Annotated in this window: 11 protein-coding genes; 4 read left to right on the plus strand and 7 right to left on the minus strand. The window is 71.8% G+C overall.

Annotated elements, in window-relative coordinates; genetic code table 11:
• From OGL92_RS18255 to OGL92_RS18270, 4 genes are all read left to right on the plus strand, one after another.
• Positions 1-505 (plus strand): energy transducer TonB (locus OGL92_RS18255; protein WP_263146299.1); only part of this gene is annotated, 505 nt, incomplete at its 5' end.
• A gap of 114 nt (positions 506-619) precedes the next feature.
• Positions 620-1,555: a hydrogen peroxide-inducible genes activator gene (locus tag OGL92_RS18260; RefSeq protein ID WP_263146301.1), complete on the plus strand. Its 936-nt coding sequence runs from the start codon at positions 620-622 to the stop codon at positions 1,553-1,555.
• Positions 1,552-3,627, plus strand: a complete 2,076-nt coding sequence (recG, locus tag OGL92_RS18265) for an ATP-dependent DNA helicase RecG (protein ID WP_263146303.1) — start codon at positions 1,552-1,554, stop codon at positions 3,625-3,627. Before OGL92_RS18260 ends, recG begins: the two co-directional genes overlap by 4 nt.
• A gap of 90 nt (positions 3,628-3,717) precedes the next feature.
• Complete coding sequence (locus OGL92_RS18270; protein ID WP_263146305.1) at positions 3,718-5,124, plus strand: aminoacyl-tRNA deacylase and HDOD domain-containing protein; 1,407 nt, start codon at positions 3,718-3,720, stop codon at positions 5,122-5,124.
• Between the two features lie 16 nt (positions 5,125-5,140).
• Here the strand turns inward: OGL92_RS18270 and OGL92_RS18275 are convergent, their stop codons facing one another.
• The 7 genes from OGL92_RS18275 to recC form a co-directional block, all read right to left on the minus strand.
• Positions 5,141-5,890 (minus strand): hypothetical protein, encoded by a 750-nt coding sequence (locus OGL92_RS18275; RefSeq protein ID WP_263146307.1) that lies wholly within the window; start codon positions 5,888-5,890, stop codon positions 5,141-5,143.
• Positions 5,891-5,971: 81 nt separating this feature from the next.
• Positions 5,972-6,367, minus strand: coding sequence for a helicase (locus OGL92_RS18280; RefSeq protein WP_263146310.1), 396 nt, complete (start codon positions 6,365-6,367; stop codon positions 5,972-5,974).
• Between the two features lie 166 nt (positions 6,368-6,533).
• Positions 6,534-6,806: an HU family DNA-binding protein gene (locus OGL92_RS18285; protein WP_263146311.1), complete on the minus strand. Its 273-nt coding sequence runs from the start codon at positions 6,804-6,806 to the stop codon at positions 6,534-6,536.
• A 187-nt stretch (positions 6,807-6,993) separates the two neighbouring features.
• The gene (locus OGL92_RS18290) at positions 6,994-8,142 is read right to left on the minus strand and encodes an FAD-dependent oxidoreductase (RefSeq protein WP_263146313.1); all 1,149 of its coding nucleotides are present in this window, start codon (positions 8,140-8,142) and stop codon (positions 6,994-6,996) included.
• 85 nt (positions 8,143-8,227) lie between these two features.
• Positions 8,228-10,075, minus strand: a complete 1,848-nt coding sequence (recD, locus tag OGL92_RS18295) for an exodeoxyribonuclease V subunit alpha (RefSeq protein WP_263146316.1) — start codon at positions 10,073-10,075, stop codon at positions 8,228-8,230.
• Positions 10,072-13,611 carry an exodeoxyribonuclease V subunit beta gene (gene recB / locus OGL92_RS18300; RefSeq protein ID WP_263146319.1) on the minus strand — a complete coding sequence of 1,180 codons (3,540 nt, stop codon included), beginning with the start codon at positions 13,609-13,611 and terminating at the stop codon, positions 10,072-10,074. Before recB ends, recD begins: the two co-directional genes overlap by 4 nt.
• A complete protein-coding gene (gene recC / locus OGL92_RS18305) occupies positions 13,608-16,952 on the minus strand; it encodes an exodeoxyribonuclease V subunit gamma (RefSeq protein WP_263146322.1) in 3,345 nt (1,114 codons plus the stop codon). Before recC ends, recB begins: the two co-directional genes overlap by 4 nt.
• Positions 16,953-17,129: the final 177 nt, after the last annotated feature.

The following is a 17,129-nucleotide window of genomic DNA, read 5'->3' on the forward strand; positions in this document are numbered from 1 at the left end:
GCCCAAGCCGCAGATCGCCATTCCGCCGCCGCCCAAACCCAAGCCGAAGCCCAAGCCGAAACCGCCCAAGCCGGTCGAGAAGCCGCCGGTGAAGCCGCAGCCCGAGCCGCAGCCGCCCCAGGAAGCGCCGCCGGCGCCGACCGCCGAGGTCGACGAGAAGGCCGCCGCTCCCGAGCAGGCCGCCGTCAGCACGCCGTCCAAGGCCGAGGTCACCTGGCAGAGCAAGCTGCTCAGCCACCTGAGCCGCTTCAAGCGCTATCCCGAGGATGCGCGCCGGCGCGGGTTCGAGGGCGTCAACCGCCTGCGTTTCGTGGTCGATGGCGAAGGCAAGGTGCTGTCCTATTCGCTGGTGGGCAACTCCGGGAGCGCGTCGATCGACCGGGCCACCCTGGAAATGATCCGCCGCGCCCAGCCGCTGCCGCCGCCGCCGACCGAGCTGCTGAAGAACGGCAGCCTGGAGGTGGTCGCGCCCTTCGTCTACTCCCTGGAGCGCAACCGTCGCTGAGTGACGCCGGCATCCGCTCCACGCGGATGCCGGGCGCAGCGCGGGCAGTGCCCGTGGGTGTTGGTTCCATTGAGTGCAGCCGCTATGCTGGGGGCACTCTAATGGAATTTCACTATGACACTCACCGAGCTGCGCTACATCGTCACCCTCGCCCAAGAACAGCACTTCGGACGCGCCGCCGAGCGCTGCCACGTCAGCCAGCCCACCCTGTCGGTCGGCGTGAAGAAGCTCGAGGACGAGCTGGGCGTGCTGATCTTCGAGCGCAGCAAGAGCGCCGTGCGCCTCACCCCGGTGGGCGAAGGCATCGTCGCCCAGGCACAAAAGGTCCTGGAGCAGGCCCAAGGCATCCGCGAACTGGCCCAGGCCGGCAAGAACCAACTCACCGCGCCGCTCAAGGTCGGCGCCATCTATACCGTCGGGCCCTACCTGTTCCCCCACCTGATCCCGCAGTTGCACCGGGTCGCCCCGCAGATGCCGCTGTACATCGAGGAGAACTTCACCCATGTGCTGCGCGACAAACTGCGCACCGGTGAACTCGACGCCATCATCATCGCCTTGCCGTTCAACGAGGCCGATGTCCTGACCAAGACGCTCTACGACGAGCCCTTCTACGTGCTGATGCCGGCCGGCCACAGCTGGACGGCGAAGAAGACCATCGATGCCGAGCTGCTCAACGACAAGAGCCTGCTGTTGCTCGGCGAAGGCCATTGCTTCCGCGATCAGGTGCTCGAGGCCTGCCCGGCCACCCGCAAGAGCGAAGACAGCGCCAAGCACACCACGGTGGAATCCAGCTCCCTGGAAACCATCCGGCACATGGTCGCCTCCGGGCTCGGCGTATCGATCCTGCCGTTCTCCGCGGTGGACAGCCACCATTACGCCCCCGGCGTGATCGAGATCCGCCCGCTGACCCCGCCGGTGCCCTACCGCACCGTGGCCATCGCCTGGCGCGCCAGCTTCCCGCGCCCGCGCGCCATCGAGGTGCTGGCCGACTCCATCCGCCTGTGCTCGGTGGCGCGCCAGCCGTCCCGGGAAGAACCGCAACCGGCATGACCGAACTGTCCCAGGTGTCCGTCACCGCGCTGAAAGGGGTCGGCGCGGCGCTGGCGGAGAAACTCGCCAAGGTCGGGCTGGAAACCCTGCAGGACGTGCTCTTCCACCTGCCGCTGCGTTACCAGGACCGTACCCGCATTCTGCCCATCGGCGCCTTGCGTCCGGGCCAGGACGCGGTGGTCGAGGGAATCGTGGCGGGCGCCGACGTGGTCATGGGCCGCCGGCGCAGCCTGTTGGTGCGCCTGCAGGACGGCAGCGGCACCCTCAGCCTGCGCTTCTATCATTTCAGCCAGGCGCAGAAGGACGGCCTGAAACGCGGTACCGCGCTGCGCTGCTATGGCGAGGTCCGCCCCGGCGCCTCCGGGCTGGAGATCTATCACCCGGAGTACCGCGCGCTGCACGGCGACGAACCGCCGGCGATGGAACAGACGCTGACGCCGATCTACCCGACCACCGAAGGCCTCACCCAATTGCGCCTGCGCCAGCTCAGCCAGCAGGCGCTGGCGCGGCTCGGGCCCCACAGCCTGCCGGACTGGCTGCCCGCCGAGCTGGCCCGGGATTACCGCCTGGGCCCGCTGGACGAAGCGATTCGCTACCTGCACCGGCCGCCCGCCGATGCCGACCTGGAAGAACTCGCCGAGGGCCGCCATTGGGCGCAGCACCGCCTGGCCTTCGAGGAGCTGCTCACCCACCAGCTGTCGCTGCAGCGCCTGCGCGAGAGCGTGCGCGCCCAGCAGGCGCCGGCCTTGCCGATGGCGCAGCGCCTGCCGCAACGCTTCCGCGACAATCTCGGCTTCGCCCCCACCGGCGCGCAGCAGCGGGTCGGCGCCGAGATCGCCTACGACCTCGCCCAGTCCGAACCCATGCTGCGCCTGGTGCAGGGCGACGTCGGCGCGGGCAAGACGGTGGTCGCCGCCTTCGCCGCCCTGCAAGCCCTGGAGGCGGGCTACCAAGTGGCGCTGATGGCGCCCACCGAGATCCTCGCCGAGCAGCACTTCATCAACTTCGGCCGCTGGCTGGAGCCGCTGGGTATCGAAGTCGCCTGGCTCGCCGGCAAGCTCAAGGGCAAGACCCGCGCCGCCGCCCTGGAGCGCATCGCTGGCGGCGCGCCCATGGTGGTCGGCACCCACGCGCTGTTCCAGGACGAGGTGCGCTTCCAGCGCTTGGCCTTGGTGATCATCGACGAACAGCACCGCTTTGGCGTGCAGCAACGCCTGGCCTTGCGCCGCAAGGGCATCGACGGCCGGCTCTGCCCGCACCAGTTGATCATGACCGCCACGCCCATCCCGCGGACCCTGGCGATGAGCGCCTACGCCGACCTGGACACCTCGATCCTCGACGAGCTGCCGCCCGGGCGCACCCCGGTGAACACCCTGCTGGTGGCCGACAGCCGCCGCATCGAGGTGATCGAGCGGGTGCGCGCCGCCTGCCGCGAGGGGCGCCAGGCCTACTGGGTGTGCACGCTGATCGAGGAATCCGAGGAGCTCACCTGCCAGGCCGCCGAGACCAGCTTCGAAGAACTCACCGCGGCGTTGGGGGAATTGCGCGTCGGCTTGATCCACGGGCGCATGAAGCCGGTCGAGAAGGCCGCGATCATGGCCGAGTTCAAGCAGGGCGCCCTGCAACTGCTGGTCGCCACCACAGTGATCGAGGTGGGGGTGGACGTGCCCAACGCCAGCCTGATGATCATCGAGAACCCGGAGCGCCTCGGCCTGGCGCAGCTGCACCAGTTGCGCGGGCGGGTCGGGCGCGGCAGCGCCGCCAGCCATTGCGTGCTGCTCTACCACGCGCCGCTGTCGCAGCTCGGCCGCGAGCGCCTGGGGATCATGCGCGAGACCTGCGACGGCTTCGTCATCGCCGAGAAGGACCTGGAGTTGCGCGGCCCCGGCGAAATGCTCGGCACCCGCCAGACCGGCCTGTTGCAATTCAAGGTGGCCGACCTGATGCGCGACGCCGACCTGTTGCCCGCGGTGCGCGACGCCGCGCAAACCCTGCTGGCGCGCTGGCCGCAGCACGTCAGCCCGCTGCTGGAACGCTGGCTGCGCCAGGGCCAGCAGTACGGGCAAGTGTGAACCGGATCACAGGGTAACCGTCAGTCGGTCGGTCGCGGCCAAGGTCGGCTGGTTATACTCCAGCCAAAGCCCGCTTCCCGGACTCTGCCCATGACCGAACCCGCCCTCGTTCCCGCTAGCGCGCAACCGCCCGCGGTGATCCTTCAGCTCCTGGAAAAGCTCGGCCTGAGCTATGCCATCCGTGTCGAACGCCACGAGGCGGCGGATCCCCGCCGCCTGCAGGCGGTGCTGCTCGACGACGCGGTCGGCGCCTTGCTGGTGCTCTACCCGCGCGACCAGTTGCTCGACCTCAACCGGCTGGCCGAACTGACCGGGCGCAAGCTCACCGCGGTCAAGCCGGAACGCCTGGAGCGCATGCTCGGCAAGCATGACCTGGGCGTCCTCCCCGGCCTGCCGCCGCTGACCAGCTCGCCGTGCCTGTACGACGAGCGCGTGTTGCAGCAGCCCAGCCTGCTGGTCGAGTCGGGGCAGCCCGGCGTGCTGCTGGAACTGTCCAGCGAGGACTATCGCTCGCTGCTCGGCAAGGCCAGCGCGGCGCGCTTCGGCGAACCCCTGAGCGCGATCCGCCTGAACCTCGACCGGCCGGACGACGACCGCGCGGAAATCACCCAGGCGGTCCAGGCCTTCACCGCCCGGCGCATCCAGCAGCGCCTCGAGGAGACCATCGAGATCCCGCCGCTGCCGGAAACCGCGCAGCGGATCATCAAGCTGCGGGTCGACCCCAATGCCACGGTGGACGACATCACCGGCGTGGTGGAGACCGACCCGGCCCTGGCCGCGCAGGTGGTGAGCTGGGCGGCCTCGCCCTACTACGCGGCGCCGGGCAAGATCCGCTCGGTGGAGGACGCCATCGTCCGCGTGCTCGGCTTCGACCTGGTGATCAACCTGGCCCTCGGCCTGGCCCTGGGCAAGACCCTCAGCCTACCGAAGGACCGGCCGCAGCAATCGACGCCCTACTGGCACCAGGCGATCTATACCGCCGCGGTCATCGAGGGCCTCACCCGCGCCATTCCCCGCGCCCAGCGGCCCGAGGCCGGCCTGACCTACCTCGCCGGCCTGCTGCACAACTTCGGCTATCTGGTCCTCGCGCACGTCTTCCCGCCGCATTTCTCGCTGATCTGCCGACACCTGGAGGTCAACCCCCACGTCAGCCACAGCTACGTCGAACAGCACCTGCTGGGCATCACCCGGGAACAGATCGGCGCCTGGCTGATGCGCTTCTGGGACATGCCGGACGAACTCTCCACCGCCCTGCGCTTCCAGCACGACCCGCACTACGAAGGCCCCCACGCGGTGTACCCGAACCTGGTGTGCCTGGCGGTCAACCTGCTGCGCGAGCGCGGCATCGGCAGCGGGCCGCGCATGCAGATCCCGGCGGCGCTCTACGAACGCCTGGAGCTGACCCCGGCGCGGGCGGACGAGGCGGTGAACAAGGTGCTCGAAGCGGAAGTGGCGTTGCGCGATCTGGCGACCCAGTTCAACGGTCACCCGGCCTGACGATCGTCGGGCCTTCTCAAGGCTCGGGCGCCTCCAACCGCGCGCGCCGCTCGGCGAACAGCGCGGGAATGGCGTCCAGGCTGGCATCCAACAGAGTCTTGACCGCCGGCTGCTCGTACAGCTCGGCGTAGGCCTGCAACTGGTCGCTGGGCACCTGCCGGTAGGCATACAGCATGAAGGATTCGACGGCCGAGGCGCTGGAAGTCTGCAAGGCTTCGGCCTGGGTGGCGGTGCGGGCGCTCAGGCTGGCTTCGTCGAGGGTCTCGCCGCGGCCATGGAGGGTCAGCAGCGCCTGGGTCTTGCCGACCTCGTAGCGCAGCAGCGCCGCCAGCCGGGTGGTGTGCGCCGCGCTGTCCAGCCGCCGCACCAGGGCCAGGCGCTCCGGGCGCGGCGGGCGCTCGCCGAGCTGGGCGCGGTAGGCGTTCAGGCCGTCGCCGTTGGCCTCGCCGACGCTGCGCTCGGCGTCGGTGAAGCGTTGCGCCAGCGGGCTGCCGAGCAGCCGTTCGGCCTCGCGCGCCTGGTCTTCCGGCAGCTTGGCGGCGACATCGCGGGCGAGGTCGCGGCACAGGCCGTCGGCGGCGAACAGTTCAGCCATCCGCGCCTGCTGCGCCTCGGGCAGGCCCCGCTGCACCAGCGGCGCGCTCTGGTCGCAGAGCAGGTCGAGACCGGCCAGGCGGAACAGCCGCTGGAAGGCGTCCGGAGCCGCCGGCTCGGCATGGGCGACGGCGCAGGCGAAGAACAGCGGGAACAGGGTGCGGGCACGCATGGCAGGGCCTTCCGTTGGGAAACCCGCCCAGCCTAGCGAAAGCGCCGGACGCCGGCCAGCCGGAGCGCGGCGAAGCGTGGACTAGGCGGCCTTTTTCTCCACCGGCTTTTTCTTCTTCGGCGCGAGAAACTTGGTCAGCCCCTGGAACCAGATCACCAGCGCCGGGTTGCCCTGGATCTGGATGTCCTTGTTCTGGATGCCCTGCATGAAGGCCAGTTGCTTGTTCTTCGCGGTGAAGGTGGCGAACCCATATGCCCCGTCCTTGAAGCCCAGGGCGAAGGCCGGCTCCGTGTAGGGGCCGCTTTTGCTCACTACGCGCTGGTCCTTGACGATGTAGTGGCGGGCGATGCGCCCGTCGAGGGTGTGGAGCTGGAACACCAGGTCCTTGCCCGCCAGTTGCTGCTGGAATGCGGGATCGACGCGGCTGGCCTTGGCCATCAGGCGGCCCATCATCCACAGGAGAAAACGAAATTTCATGCGCACGGCCTCACTGGAGGAAAGAAACGGCGGCGCATTGTAGCGGTTTGCGGACGGGACTACAGCGGGACCTGCATGGAGGTTCGGCGCAGGCTGGTGGTCGGCGGAACGAAAAAGGCACGACGGCGAGGTCGTGCCTTGGGTGCAGCGGAGCGCGCGCGTCCGCTCAGTTGACCGCGTCCTTCAGGGACTTGCCCGGCTTGAAGGCGACGGTGTTGCTGGCCTTGATCTTCACCGGTTCGCCGGTCTGCGGGTTCTTCCCGGTACGTGCGCCGCGATGGCGCTGAATGAAGGTGCCGAAGCCGACCAGGGTCACACTGTCCTTGCGGTTCAGCGCGCCGGTGATTTCTTCGAGCAGAGCGTTGAGTACCCGGTTGGCCTGATCCTTGGTGAGATCGGCTTTCTCGGCGATGACGGCGGCAAGTTCCGGTTTACGCATAGGTGCCTCTTTGACGGTTTGTTGTTGTTGTGTCCGTGCTGCCCATCCAGAACAGCGCCAGGGGCGCCGTAACAGCTCTGCGCTGCGGCAGACCCGGGCAGGATGGCACGGAGGCCGGGCAGGCGCCAGTCTCCAGGTCCCGTTTGCGGCCGGCCGGCCACGGCATTCAGGACAGAACCCAAGCCATTCATGCCAGCAGGGGCGGCAGCTCCCGGTTCAGTGCGAGTTTTTCCTGGGTCGCCGCCCCGGTGAGCGCGTAGCCCAGCAGGCGCCCTTCGTCGTCGCGGTACAGCGCCCTGACGTCCGCGCCGCCGCCGTCGACCTGCCAGGCGCCCCGACTGCCGGCGGGCGGCGGCGAGACCACCAGCGGGCAGGCCGGGGTTTTCACCGTCACCGGCATCGGCCCGTAGGCCACCGGGGTCGGCGTGCCGCTCAGGGTCCGTGCCAGGGCGCGGGCGCAGGTCATCAGCGGCATCACGTAGAGCAGGTTGAGCCCATCCACCTCGGCGCAGTCGCCGATGGCGTGGATGTTGGCGTGGGAGGTACGCAACAGGCGGTCGACCTGGATGCCGCGGTTGACCTGCAGGCCGGCCGCGGCGGCGAGGTCGGTGCGCGGGCGCAGGCCGATGGCGGACAGCACCAGGTCGCAGGAAATCCGCGTGCCGTCGGAGAGGTGCGCCTCCAGGCCCTCGGCGCGGCGCTCCAGGCTGCTCAGCACCGGGCCGAGGTGGAACGCCACGCCCAGGGCTTCCAGGCCGGCGCGCACCGCCATGGCGGCCGCCGCCGGCAGCAAGGTCGGCATGATCTGCTCGCAGGGCGCCACCACCGTCACCTCGAAGCCGCCCTGGCGCAGGTCGTTGGCGAACTCGCAGCCGATCAATCCGGCGCCGAGCACCAGCACCCGACGCTTGCCGCTGGCCGCGGCGCGAAAACCGGCGTAGTCCTGCAGGTCGTTGAGGGGGAATACCGCGTCGGCGGCGTCGCCTTGCAACGGCGCGCGGATCGGCTCGGCGCCCCAGGCCAGCACCAGGTCGCGGTAGGGCACGGCCTCTTCGCCGATCCACAGCTGGCGGTGACCGGGATCGATGCCGGTGACCCGGGTATGGGTGCGGATCTCCGCGCGCAACTGATCGGCCATGGCACCGGCCTCGGCCATGCACAGGCCGTCGGCATCCTTGTCCTTGCCGAAGCCGGTGGACAGCATCGGCTTCGAATAGGAGCGGCCGTCGTCGGCGCTGATCAGCAGCAGGGGCGTGTCGCCGTCCAGCTTGCGAAATTCCCGGGCCAGGTTATAGCCGGCCAGGCCGGTCCCGACGATCACCACAGGTGCATTCATCATCCACTCCCACAAGATCCGCTGCCGCGCGGGCGAAAACCCACGACCCTACCCCATGGCCAGGGGCGGCGCCAGGCGCGACGCCTCAGAACAGCTCGAGCTGGTCCGTCGCGCCGGGCGCCCGTGGCGCCGGGTCCGCCGGCGCGGGGGCGGCGGGACCCGCCAGGGCCAGGCGGCGCGCCAGGCCGGCGGCGCGCTCGGCGCGGCTGAGCACGGCCTCCTCCAGGCGCGCCGGCAGGCCCCAGACGTCCACCCGACGCTTGGCGCGGGTGATGCCGGTGTAGAACAGCGCGCGGGTCAGCAAGGGGCTGGGCTGTTCCGGCAGGACCAGCAGCACCTCGCGGAACTCCGAGCCCTGGCTTTTGTGCACGGTCATGGCGAAGGCGCTGTCGTGGCTCGGCAGCCGCGCCGGGGCGAAACGCCGGTGGCCCTGCTCGCCTTCGAAGAACACCGCCAGGCCGCGCTCGGTCGGCAGGCACAGGCCGACATCGCCGTTGAACAGGCCGAGGGCGTAGTCGTTCTGCCGCACCATCACCGCCCGCCCCGGATACCAGCGCTCGCGGCCGGCGACGCCCAGGCGGCGCTTGATCCGGGTTTCCAGGCCGTCGTTGAGCCCCGCCACGCCCCAGGGGCCTTCGCGCTGGGCGGTCAGCGCGCGGAAGTCGCCGAAGGCGGCGAAGGCGCGCGGCGGATCGCCCGCGCGGGCCGCCGCCAGATAGGGCGCATAGCCGGCGTCGAGGCGGTCGAGCAGGGCACCGCTGCCCGGCGCGGGATTCCAGCCGAGGTCTTCGCGGCCTTCGCGCAACAGGTCGATCACGCCCTGCGCGTCGCCGGCGTTGATCCGCCGGGCCAGCTCGCCGATCCCGCTGGCCTCGGCGAAACGGTGGCTGTGCACGAGCAGCACTACGGCATCCCCGAGCCGCGAGGTCGGCGTCTCCACCGGTACCTGCTGCCCGGTCAGGCGACGCAGGTCGGCCGCCGCCGCGGCGTCGAAGCCGCGCCCTTCGCAGAGTTCGGCGAAGACCGCGCCGGCTTCCACGGCGGCCAGTTGGTCCTTGTCGCCGAGCAGGATCAGCCGGGCGCCGGACGGTAGCGCGTCGAGCAGCTTGGCCATCAGCGCCAGGTCGACCATCGAGGCTTCGTCCACCACCAGCACGTCCAACGCCAGCGGGTTGCCGGCGTGATGGCGCACCTGCGGGCTGTCGCCGCGGCTGCCGAGCAAACGGTGCAAGGTGCGCGCCTCCTCCGGCAGGGCCGCGCGCACCGCCTCGTCCACCGGCAGCGTCGCCTTGGCCGCGCGGATCGCCTCGGCCATCCGCGCCGCCGCCTTGCCGGTGGGCGCGCCGAGGCCGATGGCCAGGGGCCGCTCGCTCGGCTGCTCCAGCAGCGCGGCGAGCAGCCGCACCACCGTGGTGGTCTTGCCGGTGCCGGGGCCGCCGGAGATCACCGCCAGGTTGCGCCGCACCGCCTGGGCCGCGGCCAGGCGCTGCCAGTCGGGTTGCTCGACATTGCCGGCGAACAGCCGGGCCAGGGATTCGCCCAGGCGCGCCTCGTCCACCGGCGGGCGTTCGCCGCTGCGCCGCAGCAATTGCTCGGCCAGGGCGGTTTCGTAGGCGTGGTAGCGCGCCAGGTAGAGCCGTGTGTCGTCGAGGATCAACGGCGCGAAACCGCCCGCCGGCGCCACCAGCGGCGAGGCCCGCAGCACCGCCAGCCAATCGTCCAGGGCCGGCAGGCACAGGCCCTCGCCGTCCTCGTCGAATACCCGCTGCCCGGCCAGCCGCGCCAGCGGCAGGCACACGTCGCCCTCGGCCAGGGCCGCGCAGCACAGCGCCGCGGCGGCCAGCAAGGGCAGCGGGGCCTGGGGGTCGAGCCGGCGCAGGCTGTCGACGAAGGCCCGCTCCAGGGCGCCCAGGCTCAGCTCGGCGAGGTTCATCGGGGGCCTCCGTGGCCGGTCTCGAACAGGCGGTCCAGGGCGTCCAGCAAGGCGTCGTCCGGGCGATGGAAATACACCCCGGCCTCGGGCATGCCCCGCAGGAACAGGTAGTAGGCGCCGCCCAGTTGCGCGTCCTGGAAGTCCGCCAGGCGCAGGCGCAGGAAGCGCCGCAGCGCCACCAGGTAGATCAGGTATTGCAGGTGATAGTGCTCGGCGGCGATGGCCTGCTCCAGGCGCTCGCCGCGGTAGTGACCGGCGTCCGGCCCGAGCCAGTTGGACTTGTAGTCGGCGATGTACCAGCGCCCCTCATGTTCGAAGGTCAGGTCGATGAAGCCCTTCATGAAGCCGCGCAGGCTGTCGAACTCCAGGCGTTCGGCGGCCAGGCGCATGGGGTCCGGCAGGCCGTGGGCCGGGTCGGCGAGCAGGGCGCGCAGGCCGAGCACGTCGAGGCCGGCCACCGGGAAGGTGAAGCCCAGCTCCGGCAGGCGCCGGCTCGGCTCGAGGCCGGACAGGCGCAGGCCGTGGCCGTCGAGGTCGGTGTCGAGCACCCGGCGCAGGTGGGCGCTGGCGATCTCCGTCCAGCTCTCGGGCAGACCGTGGCCTTTCAGGTGCAGTTCCACCAGGGCCGGCAACTCGTCCTCGCCGCGCACCCAGCTTTCGAGGATGGCGTGCAGGCAGGTGCCGGCGCGGGCGCCGCGGGGGAAGGCGAAGAAGCCCTCGCCCGGCTCGATCGCTGCAGGCACCACGAAGGCGTCGCGGTCCGGTGCCTCCATGTGCATGCCGGCGGCCAGCCCGGAGAAGCTGCCGATGCGCCAGGCGCTGTAGAGCGCGCGATCCAGCAGGGCCAGGGGCGCCGGTGGCGCGGCGCGGGACTCGCCCTGGGCACGGGCCTCGTCCTGCAGCGGCGCGACCACCGCCATCTGGCCCTCGCTGGTGGCCGCCAGGCGCTCCAGTTCCTCGCGCAGCACGGCGCCGTCGCGGTCCGCCAGGTGCGCGGCCAGTTCGTCGAGCAGCGCCTCGCCGGGCAGGTGCCGGCCGTGCAGCAGCCAGGCCAGGGCGCTGCTGTGCAGGCCTTCCTCGGGCAGGCCGCCATCGGCCTTCGCCTTGGGCGCGGCGATCGGTCCCCAGTGCAGCCAGAGCCGGTCGCGGGCCCGGGTCAGGGCCACGTAGGTCAGCCGCAGGCGCTCGGCGAAACGCTCACGGCGGGCGCCGAGGCGATGGGTGTCGAGGTTTTCGCCGCCGAAGTCCAGCAGCGGCGTGCCGTCCTCGGCGTGGCAGGTGATGTCTTCCTCGCGGCGCAACAGCGCGCCGTCCCACAGGTAGGGACAGAACACCAGGGGGTACTCGAGCCCCTTGCTGGTATGCACGGTGACGATCTGCACCCGCTCGGCATCGCTTTCCAGGCGCAGCAGCGCATCCTCGCCGTGGGCGTCGCTGGCGCGCTGGGCGTTGAACCAGGCCAGCAGCGGTTCCAGCCCCGGCCGCGCCAGGCTTTCCGCCTGCAGCAGTTCGGCCAGGTGCAGCAGGTTGGTCAGGCGGCGTTCGCCGTCCGGCAGGGCGATCAGCCGCTCGGCGACCCCCTGCTCGTCGAGCCAGGCGCGGAAAGCGCGCATGAAGCCCTGTTGCTGCCAGAGCTGGTGGTAGCGCTCGGCGCTCTCCCGCTCGGCGTCCCAGGCCTGCTCGTCGTCCTGGCAACGCGCCAGGTGCGCGCCGTCGCGACCCAGCAGGCGGCTGGCCAGGGCGTAGCGCAGCACCCCTTCGCGGCCCGGCTCGGCATAGGCGGCGAGCACCGCGGCCAAGGCTTCGGCTTCTTCGCTGTGCCACACGCTGTCGCGGCCGCGGCGCACGCTGGGTACGCCCCGCGCGCCCAGCTCGGCGGCCACCGCCGAAGCCTGGCGGTGGCTGGCCACCAGCACGGCGATATGGCCGCCCTTGAGCGGCGTGCGCTGCCCCGCGTCCTCGAAATAGGCCGCGCCCTCGGCGCTGGCGGCGAGCAGCGCGGCGATGCGCCGGGCGGTGTCGCGGGCCACCCGTTCGCCGGCCTCGCCCTTGCCCAGGGGGTCGTCGCCGAGCCAGACCAGCTCCAGCGGCGCGCCCTCTTCCGGCAACACCAGGCGGGCGCGGGCGCGGTCGCTGGCGCCCACCGGTGGGTATTCCAGGCCGGGCTCGGCGAACGGCAGCGGACGGTCGAACAGGCGGTTCAGCGCGGCGATCAACTGCGGGGTGGAACGGTGGTTGACCGCCAGGCTGTACTGGCGCGCGGCTTCTTCGCGGGCCTTGAGGTAGGTGGCCAAATCGGCGCCGCGGAAGGCGTAGATGGCCTGCTTGGGATCGCCGACGAAGCACAGGTCGCCGGCCTCGGCGTAGATCCGCCGGAAGATCCGGTACTGCACCGGATCGGTGTCCTGGAACTCGTCGATCAGCGCCACCGGGTAGCGCCCGCGCAGGGTCGCCGCCAGGTCCTCGCCGGCCGCTCCGTGCAGGGCGTCGTCGAGGCGGTTGAGCAGATCGTCGAAGGCCAGCAGGCGCTGCGCCGCCTTGCGCGCCGGCAGCTCCAGGTTGAGCGCGTCGAGCAGGCGCACCTGCAGGGCGATCAGCCGCGCCGCGCCCACCGGCTCGGCCTCGGCAAGGGCCTCGAGCAGCCCCTGGAAGGCATCCGCGGGCGCCGCCAAGGGCACCTCGCATCCCTTGCGAGTGGCCTTTTCCAGCGCCGCGCGGGCGAGCTTTTCCAGGCCGGCGGGGGCCGCGAACAAGGCCGCCGGATCGGCGAAATAGCCCTCCAGCTCGCCCTGCCAGAGGCGCAGCTTGAGCGCGTCGTAGCTGCGTTTGTTGAGGCCGTCGAAGGCGCACAGCGCGTCCAGCCAGGCGTCGCCCTCGGCGTGCCAGGCGTCCCGCGCGCGCGTCCAGGCGCCTTCCACGGCGGACAGGTCGCCCTGCCCGGCCTCGCGCGGCTCGATGCGCAGGTAGGGCTTGCCCAGGTGTCCGCGCAGGCGCTGGCGCAGCCACAACGGGGTAATTCGCCGCTGGGCGAGGAAGCGCGCCCAGGCCGGCTCGGCCTCGGCCAGCTCACGTCGCCAGAGGTCGGCGAGCAGGGCGTCGAGCACCTCGCGGTCGTCGCTGGTCAGTTCGCTGTCGAAGTCGCCGCCGGCCTCGAAGGCCGCATCCTGCAGGGCGCGCTGGCAGAAGCCGTGGATGGTGAAGATCGCCGCCTCGTCGAACCCGTGCACCGCCAGCAACAAACGCCGGTGCGCCTCCTCGCCGGGGTAGCGGGCGTGCAGCCGGGCGATCAGCGGGTCCGCCGCCGTGCCGCCCTCGTAGACCGCCAGCAGCGCCGCCAGCCGCGCGCGGATGCGCTCGCGCAACTCGGCGGTGGCCGCGGTGGTGTAGGTCACCACCAGGATCTGCCCCACCGACAACTGCCGTTCCAGCAGCAGGCGCGCGTACAGCGCGGTGAGCGTCCAGGTCTTGCCGGTGCCGGCGCTGGCCTCGATCAGCGAGCGACCGTCGAACGGCGAATCGAGCAGGTCGAGGCTCATGACTCCTCCTCCTCGTCCGCCGCCAGGGCGTCCAGCGCCGGGCCGAGCAGCTCCAGGGCGAGCCGTTCGAAACGCTCGTCCAGCGGGTCGCGGTCGCGGAAGGCCAGGGCGTACCAGGGGTCCTGGGATTCCCCGGCGAAGTGGTCGTTGCCCTCCCAGATCACCCGCGCCTTGGCGCGGGCGGCGTCGAGCGGCTGCTTACGCCCGGGCTTGCGCCAGCCGCTGGCGAAGGCGCGGCTCGTGCGGGTGAGCAACGGCAGCGGCGCGCACAGCGCGTCGCGATAGGCCAGCAACCAGGGTTCCAGGCGCGCCGCAGCGTCGTCCAGGGGCCCCAGGCGCCAGTCGCCGGCGGGAGACATCAGCCGGCTGTGGCGGGCGATGCCGGGGGGCGCGACCAGGTTGAGCAGCAGGTGGCGCAGCCAGAACGGCGCCAGCTCCCAATCGCCAAGGGCGTTCAACCGCCAGTCGAACAGGCCTTCGGCGGTGACCCCGTCGAGCCAGCCGTGCAGGCGCACGCCGGCCAGTTCGAGGTCCACCGGCAGCGGTTGCGGGATGTCCGCCGGGCGCGCCGCCAGCAGCTTCGGCGCGAAGGCCCGCACCGGGCCGCGCAACTGGCCCCACAGGGCATGCCCCAGCTCGCCGGCCGGCAGCCAGCCGGCGGCGCGGGCGATCTCGCGCTCCTGCTGCTCCGACCAGCCGCGCTCCACCGCGTCCAGGCTGAGCTGGCGCAGGCCGCGCAGGGCCGGGCGCTCCAGGGCGAAGGGCTCGTCGAGGGGCAGGGCTTCCTCGCTGTCCGGCAGGCGCAGACCGAGGCGCTGCTCGAGGAGGAAACGCGACGGGTTGCGGAAGCACTGGATCAGCAGCGACGGCTCCAGGGTCGACCAATCGCCCTCGGGCGCGGCCAGGGCCTCGGCGAAGGGCGCGTCGGGCGGCCGTGGCGCGGCGGCGAGGCGCTGGGCGGCGCGATGCCAGGGCGCGGCGAATCCGAGGAAGCCGCCGCCGGCGAAGTTGCCGGGGGCGAAGGGTTGCAGCGGGTGGGCGAAGCTCAGGCGCTGGCTGGCGCGGCCGCGCGTGGCGTCCTCGGCGGCGGTCATGTCGATGCTTTCCAACAGTTCGCTGACCAGCACCGAGGGCGGCAGCGCCGCGTTGTCCCGGGGGTCGCGGCCGACGTAGCTGAGGTAGAGGCCGTCGCGGGCCGAGAGCAGGGTTTCCAGCAGCAGGTAGCGGTCGTCCAGGCGCCGCGCGCGATCGCCGCGGCGCGGATGGCGTGCGATCAGGTCGAAGCCGGCGGCCGGGGTCCGCCGCGGGAAGGCGCCGTCGTCCAGGCCGAGCAGGCAGACCTGACGGAACGGCAGGCTGCGCATCGGCACCATGGTGCAGAAGGTCACCGCGCCGGTGAGGAAGCCGGAGGCGCCGCCGCCCTGGTCGAGGGCCGCGAGCAGGTGCTGGCGCACCAGTTCCAATTCCAGCGGGCGACGGATGCCGGCGGCCTCGGCCTGCTCGCGCAGGGCGCCGCAGGCCTGGGACAGCAGCAACAAGGTGTCGCCGGCCTCGCGTTCGTCGAACAGCAGGTCGATCAGCCCTTGCAGGGTATCCGCCCACTCGTGCAAGGGCCGCGGCCGCGCCAGGTCGGTGGCCAGCGCGGCGAGGCGCTGGACGAAGGCCGCCAGTCGCCCGAGCAATTGCCCGCGGGCGCCTTCCAGGGCATCCAGGGGCCAGACGCCGCCGAGCAGCGGCGGCGCAGCGCCGGCCAGGCGCGGCGGCGCAGCGAAGCCCAGCAGCAGGCGGTCCAGCCCCTGGCGCCAGCCGAAGGCCTCGTCGGACGGTAGGCCCAGGCGTTCGCGGTGCTGGGCGTCGCGGCCCCAGCGCACGCCGGCGTCGCGCAGCCAGTCGCGCAGCAGCGGCAGGTCATCCGCCTCGATCCCGGCGCGCGCGGCCAGGGCCGGCTGTTCCAGCCAGGCCAGCAGTTCCTCGGCACCGAAGCGGCTGTCCGGCAGGCCGAGCAGGGCGATGAACGCCTCCACCAGCGGCAGCTCGGCGCGCAGGCTGCGGTCGGCCAGGCTGTAGGGGATGTGCGGGGTGGCGCGGGTCGCGGCGTCGCGGCTGGCGAACACCGCTTCGATGTAGGGGGCATAGCGCTCGATATCGGGGGTCAGCACCACCACCTGGTCGGGGCTCAGGCTGGGGTCGGCCCGGAAGCGCGCGAGCAACTGGTCGTGCAGTACCTCCACCTCGCGCAGGGCCGAGTGGCAGGCGTGCACCTCCAGGGAGCGGTCGTCGTCGCGCAGGGCGATGCGCTCCCCGGGCAGGCGCGTGCGCAGGCGCAGGATGTCGTTCTGGATCGCGTGCAACAGGCTGTCGTCGCGCAGGTCGGGGTCTTCGGCGTAGAGCCCGATGTCCTGGCCGCCCTCGGCGGACACCAGGGCGAACAACGCATCGAAGAAATCGCGACCCTGCTTGCCGAGGCTGGCCAGCAGCGGATGGCCGACGTCCAGGTACCAGGCGTCCACCCCTTCGGCGAACAGGCCCGGGGAATCGGGACCCGACTCGGACGGCGACCGCGAGGCGATCGCCGAGGCCCCGCCGGCGTCGCGCCGGGCCAGCTCGCGGATGTCGCGGATCTCGCCCCAGGCCTCGCGGCTGGGGTTGAGGGTGAAGAGCACCACCTCGGTGTGCCGCGCCAGCCCTTCGAGCACCCGCAAGTGATGGGGCGGCAGGCTGCTGATGCCGAACACCACCAGCCGCTCGGGCAGGCCGTCCAGCGGCGCGTCGTCGTGCAAGCGCGCCAGCAGGTCGCCGAGCAGGCGCGCGCGGTGCGGGTGGCCATCGGCGGTCAGTTCGCGCCAGAGCAACGCCTGCCAGGCTTCGTCGGGCCCCAGGTCGAGGTGCTCGCCGCGCTCCCAGGCGGCCAGCCAGTCGTCGCGGTACAGCAGGTACTGGTCGAACACGTCGGCGATGCGCGCGGCCAGGGACAGCCGCCGGCGCGCGTCGCCGCCGTCCAGGTAGCGGGCCAGGCGCGGGGTGCGCTGCAGGTTGTCGGCTTCGCACAGCCAATCGTACAGCCGCCAGGTCAGGGTCACCGGGTTGAACGCCGACTGCGGCGGCAACGCGCCGAGCACCTGGCGGGTCAAGTCCCAGACGAAACGCGCCGGCAGGTGGATCTCCAGTTGCATGGCGATGCCCTGGCGGCGCGCCAGCTGCAGGGTCAGCCAGCGGCCCATGCCCTGGCTCGGCACCACCACCCGCGCCGGCGCCAGCGGGTCGCGCTGGGGCTGTGCGAGCAGCGCGCAGGCCAGCTCGCCGAGGCTTTCCAGATCGTTGGCGTGGTAGAGGTTGAGCATCGCGGCGCCGCGGGGAAGGATCGAAGCGCAAGGGTAACAAGAAGCACCGCCGCGCGCCGCCCCGGCGCTTCCCCGTGCCCGACGGCACGGCCGCCGCGCCAGCTACGCTGAGGGAAAGCCGCCAGGGATGGATCGGTCACGCCGGCGAACTCGCGATTGCAATTCGAGACAAATATG

Origin of the sequence: Pseudomonas sp. RIT-PI-AD, assembly GCF_025642785.1 — a bacterium.
Lineage (GTDB): Bacteria > Pseudomonadota > Gammaproteobacteria > Pseudomonadales > Pseudomonadaceae > Pseudomonas_T.

Excerpts from the sequence above, each read along its gene's own strand:
- OGL92_RS18260 (WP_263146301.1), top strand. The coding sequence starts at position 620 with ATGACACTCACCGAGCTGCGCTACATCGTCACCCTCGCCCAAGAACAG.
- recG (WP_263146303.1), top strand. The coding sequence starts at position 1,552 with ATGACCGAACTGTCCCAGGTGTCCGTCACCGCGCTGAAAGGGGTCGGC.
- OGL92_RS18270 (WP_263146305.1), top strand. The coding sequence starts at position 3,718 with ATGACCGAACCCGCCCTCGTTCCCGCTAGCGCGCAACCGCCCGCGGTG.
- OGL92_RS18275 (WP_263146307.1), bottom strand. The coding sequence starts at position 5,890 with ATGCGTGCCCGCACCCTGTTCCCGCTGTTCTTCGCCTGCGCCGTCGCC.
- OGL92_RS18280 (WP_263146310.1), bottom strand. The coding sequence starts at position 6,367 with ATGAAATTTCGTTTTCTCCTGTGGATGATGGGCCGCCTGATGGCCAAG.
- OGL92_RS18285 (WP_263146311.1), bottom strand. The coding sequence starts at position 6,806 with ATGCGTAAACCGGAACTTGCCGCCGTCATCGCCGAGAAAGCCGATCTC.
- OGL92_RS18290 (WP_263146313.1), bottom strand. The coding sequence starts at position 8,142 with ATGAATGCACCTGTGGTGATCGTCGGGACCGGCCTGGCCGGCTATAAC.
- recD (WP_263146316.1), bottom strand. The coding sequence starts at position 10,075 with ATGAACCTCGCCGAGCTGAGCCTGGGCGCCCTGGAGCGGGCCTTCGTC.
- recB (WP_263146319.1), bottom strand. The coding sequence starts at position 13,611 with ATGAGCCTCGACCTGCTCGATTCGCCGTTCGACGGTCGCTCGCTGATC.
- recC (WP_263146322.1), bottom strand. The coding sequence starts at position 16,952 with ATGCTCAACCTCTACCACGCCAACGATCTGGAAAGCCTCGGCGAGCTG.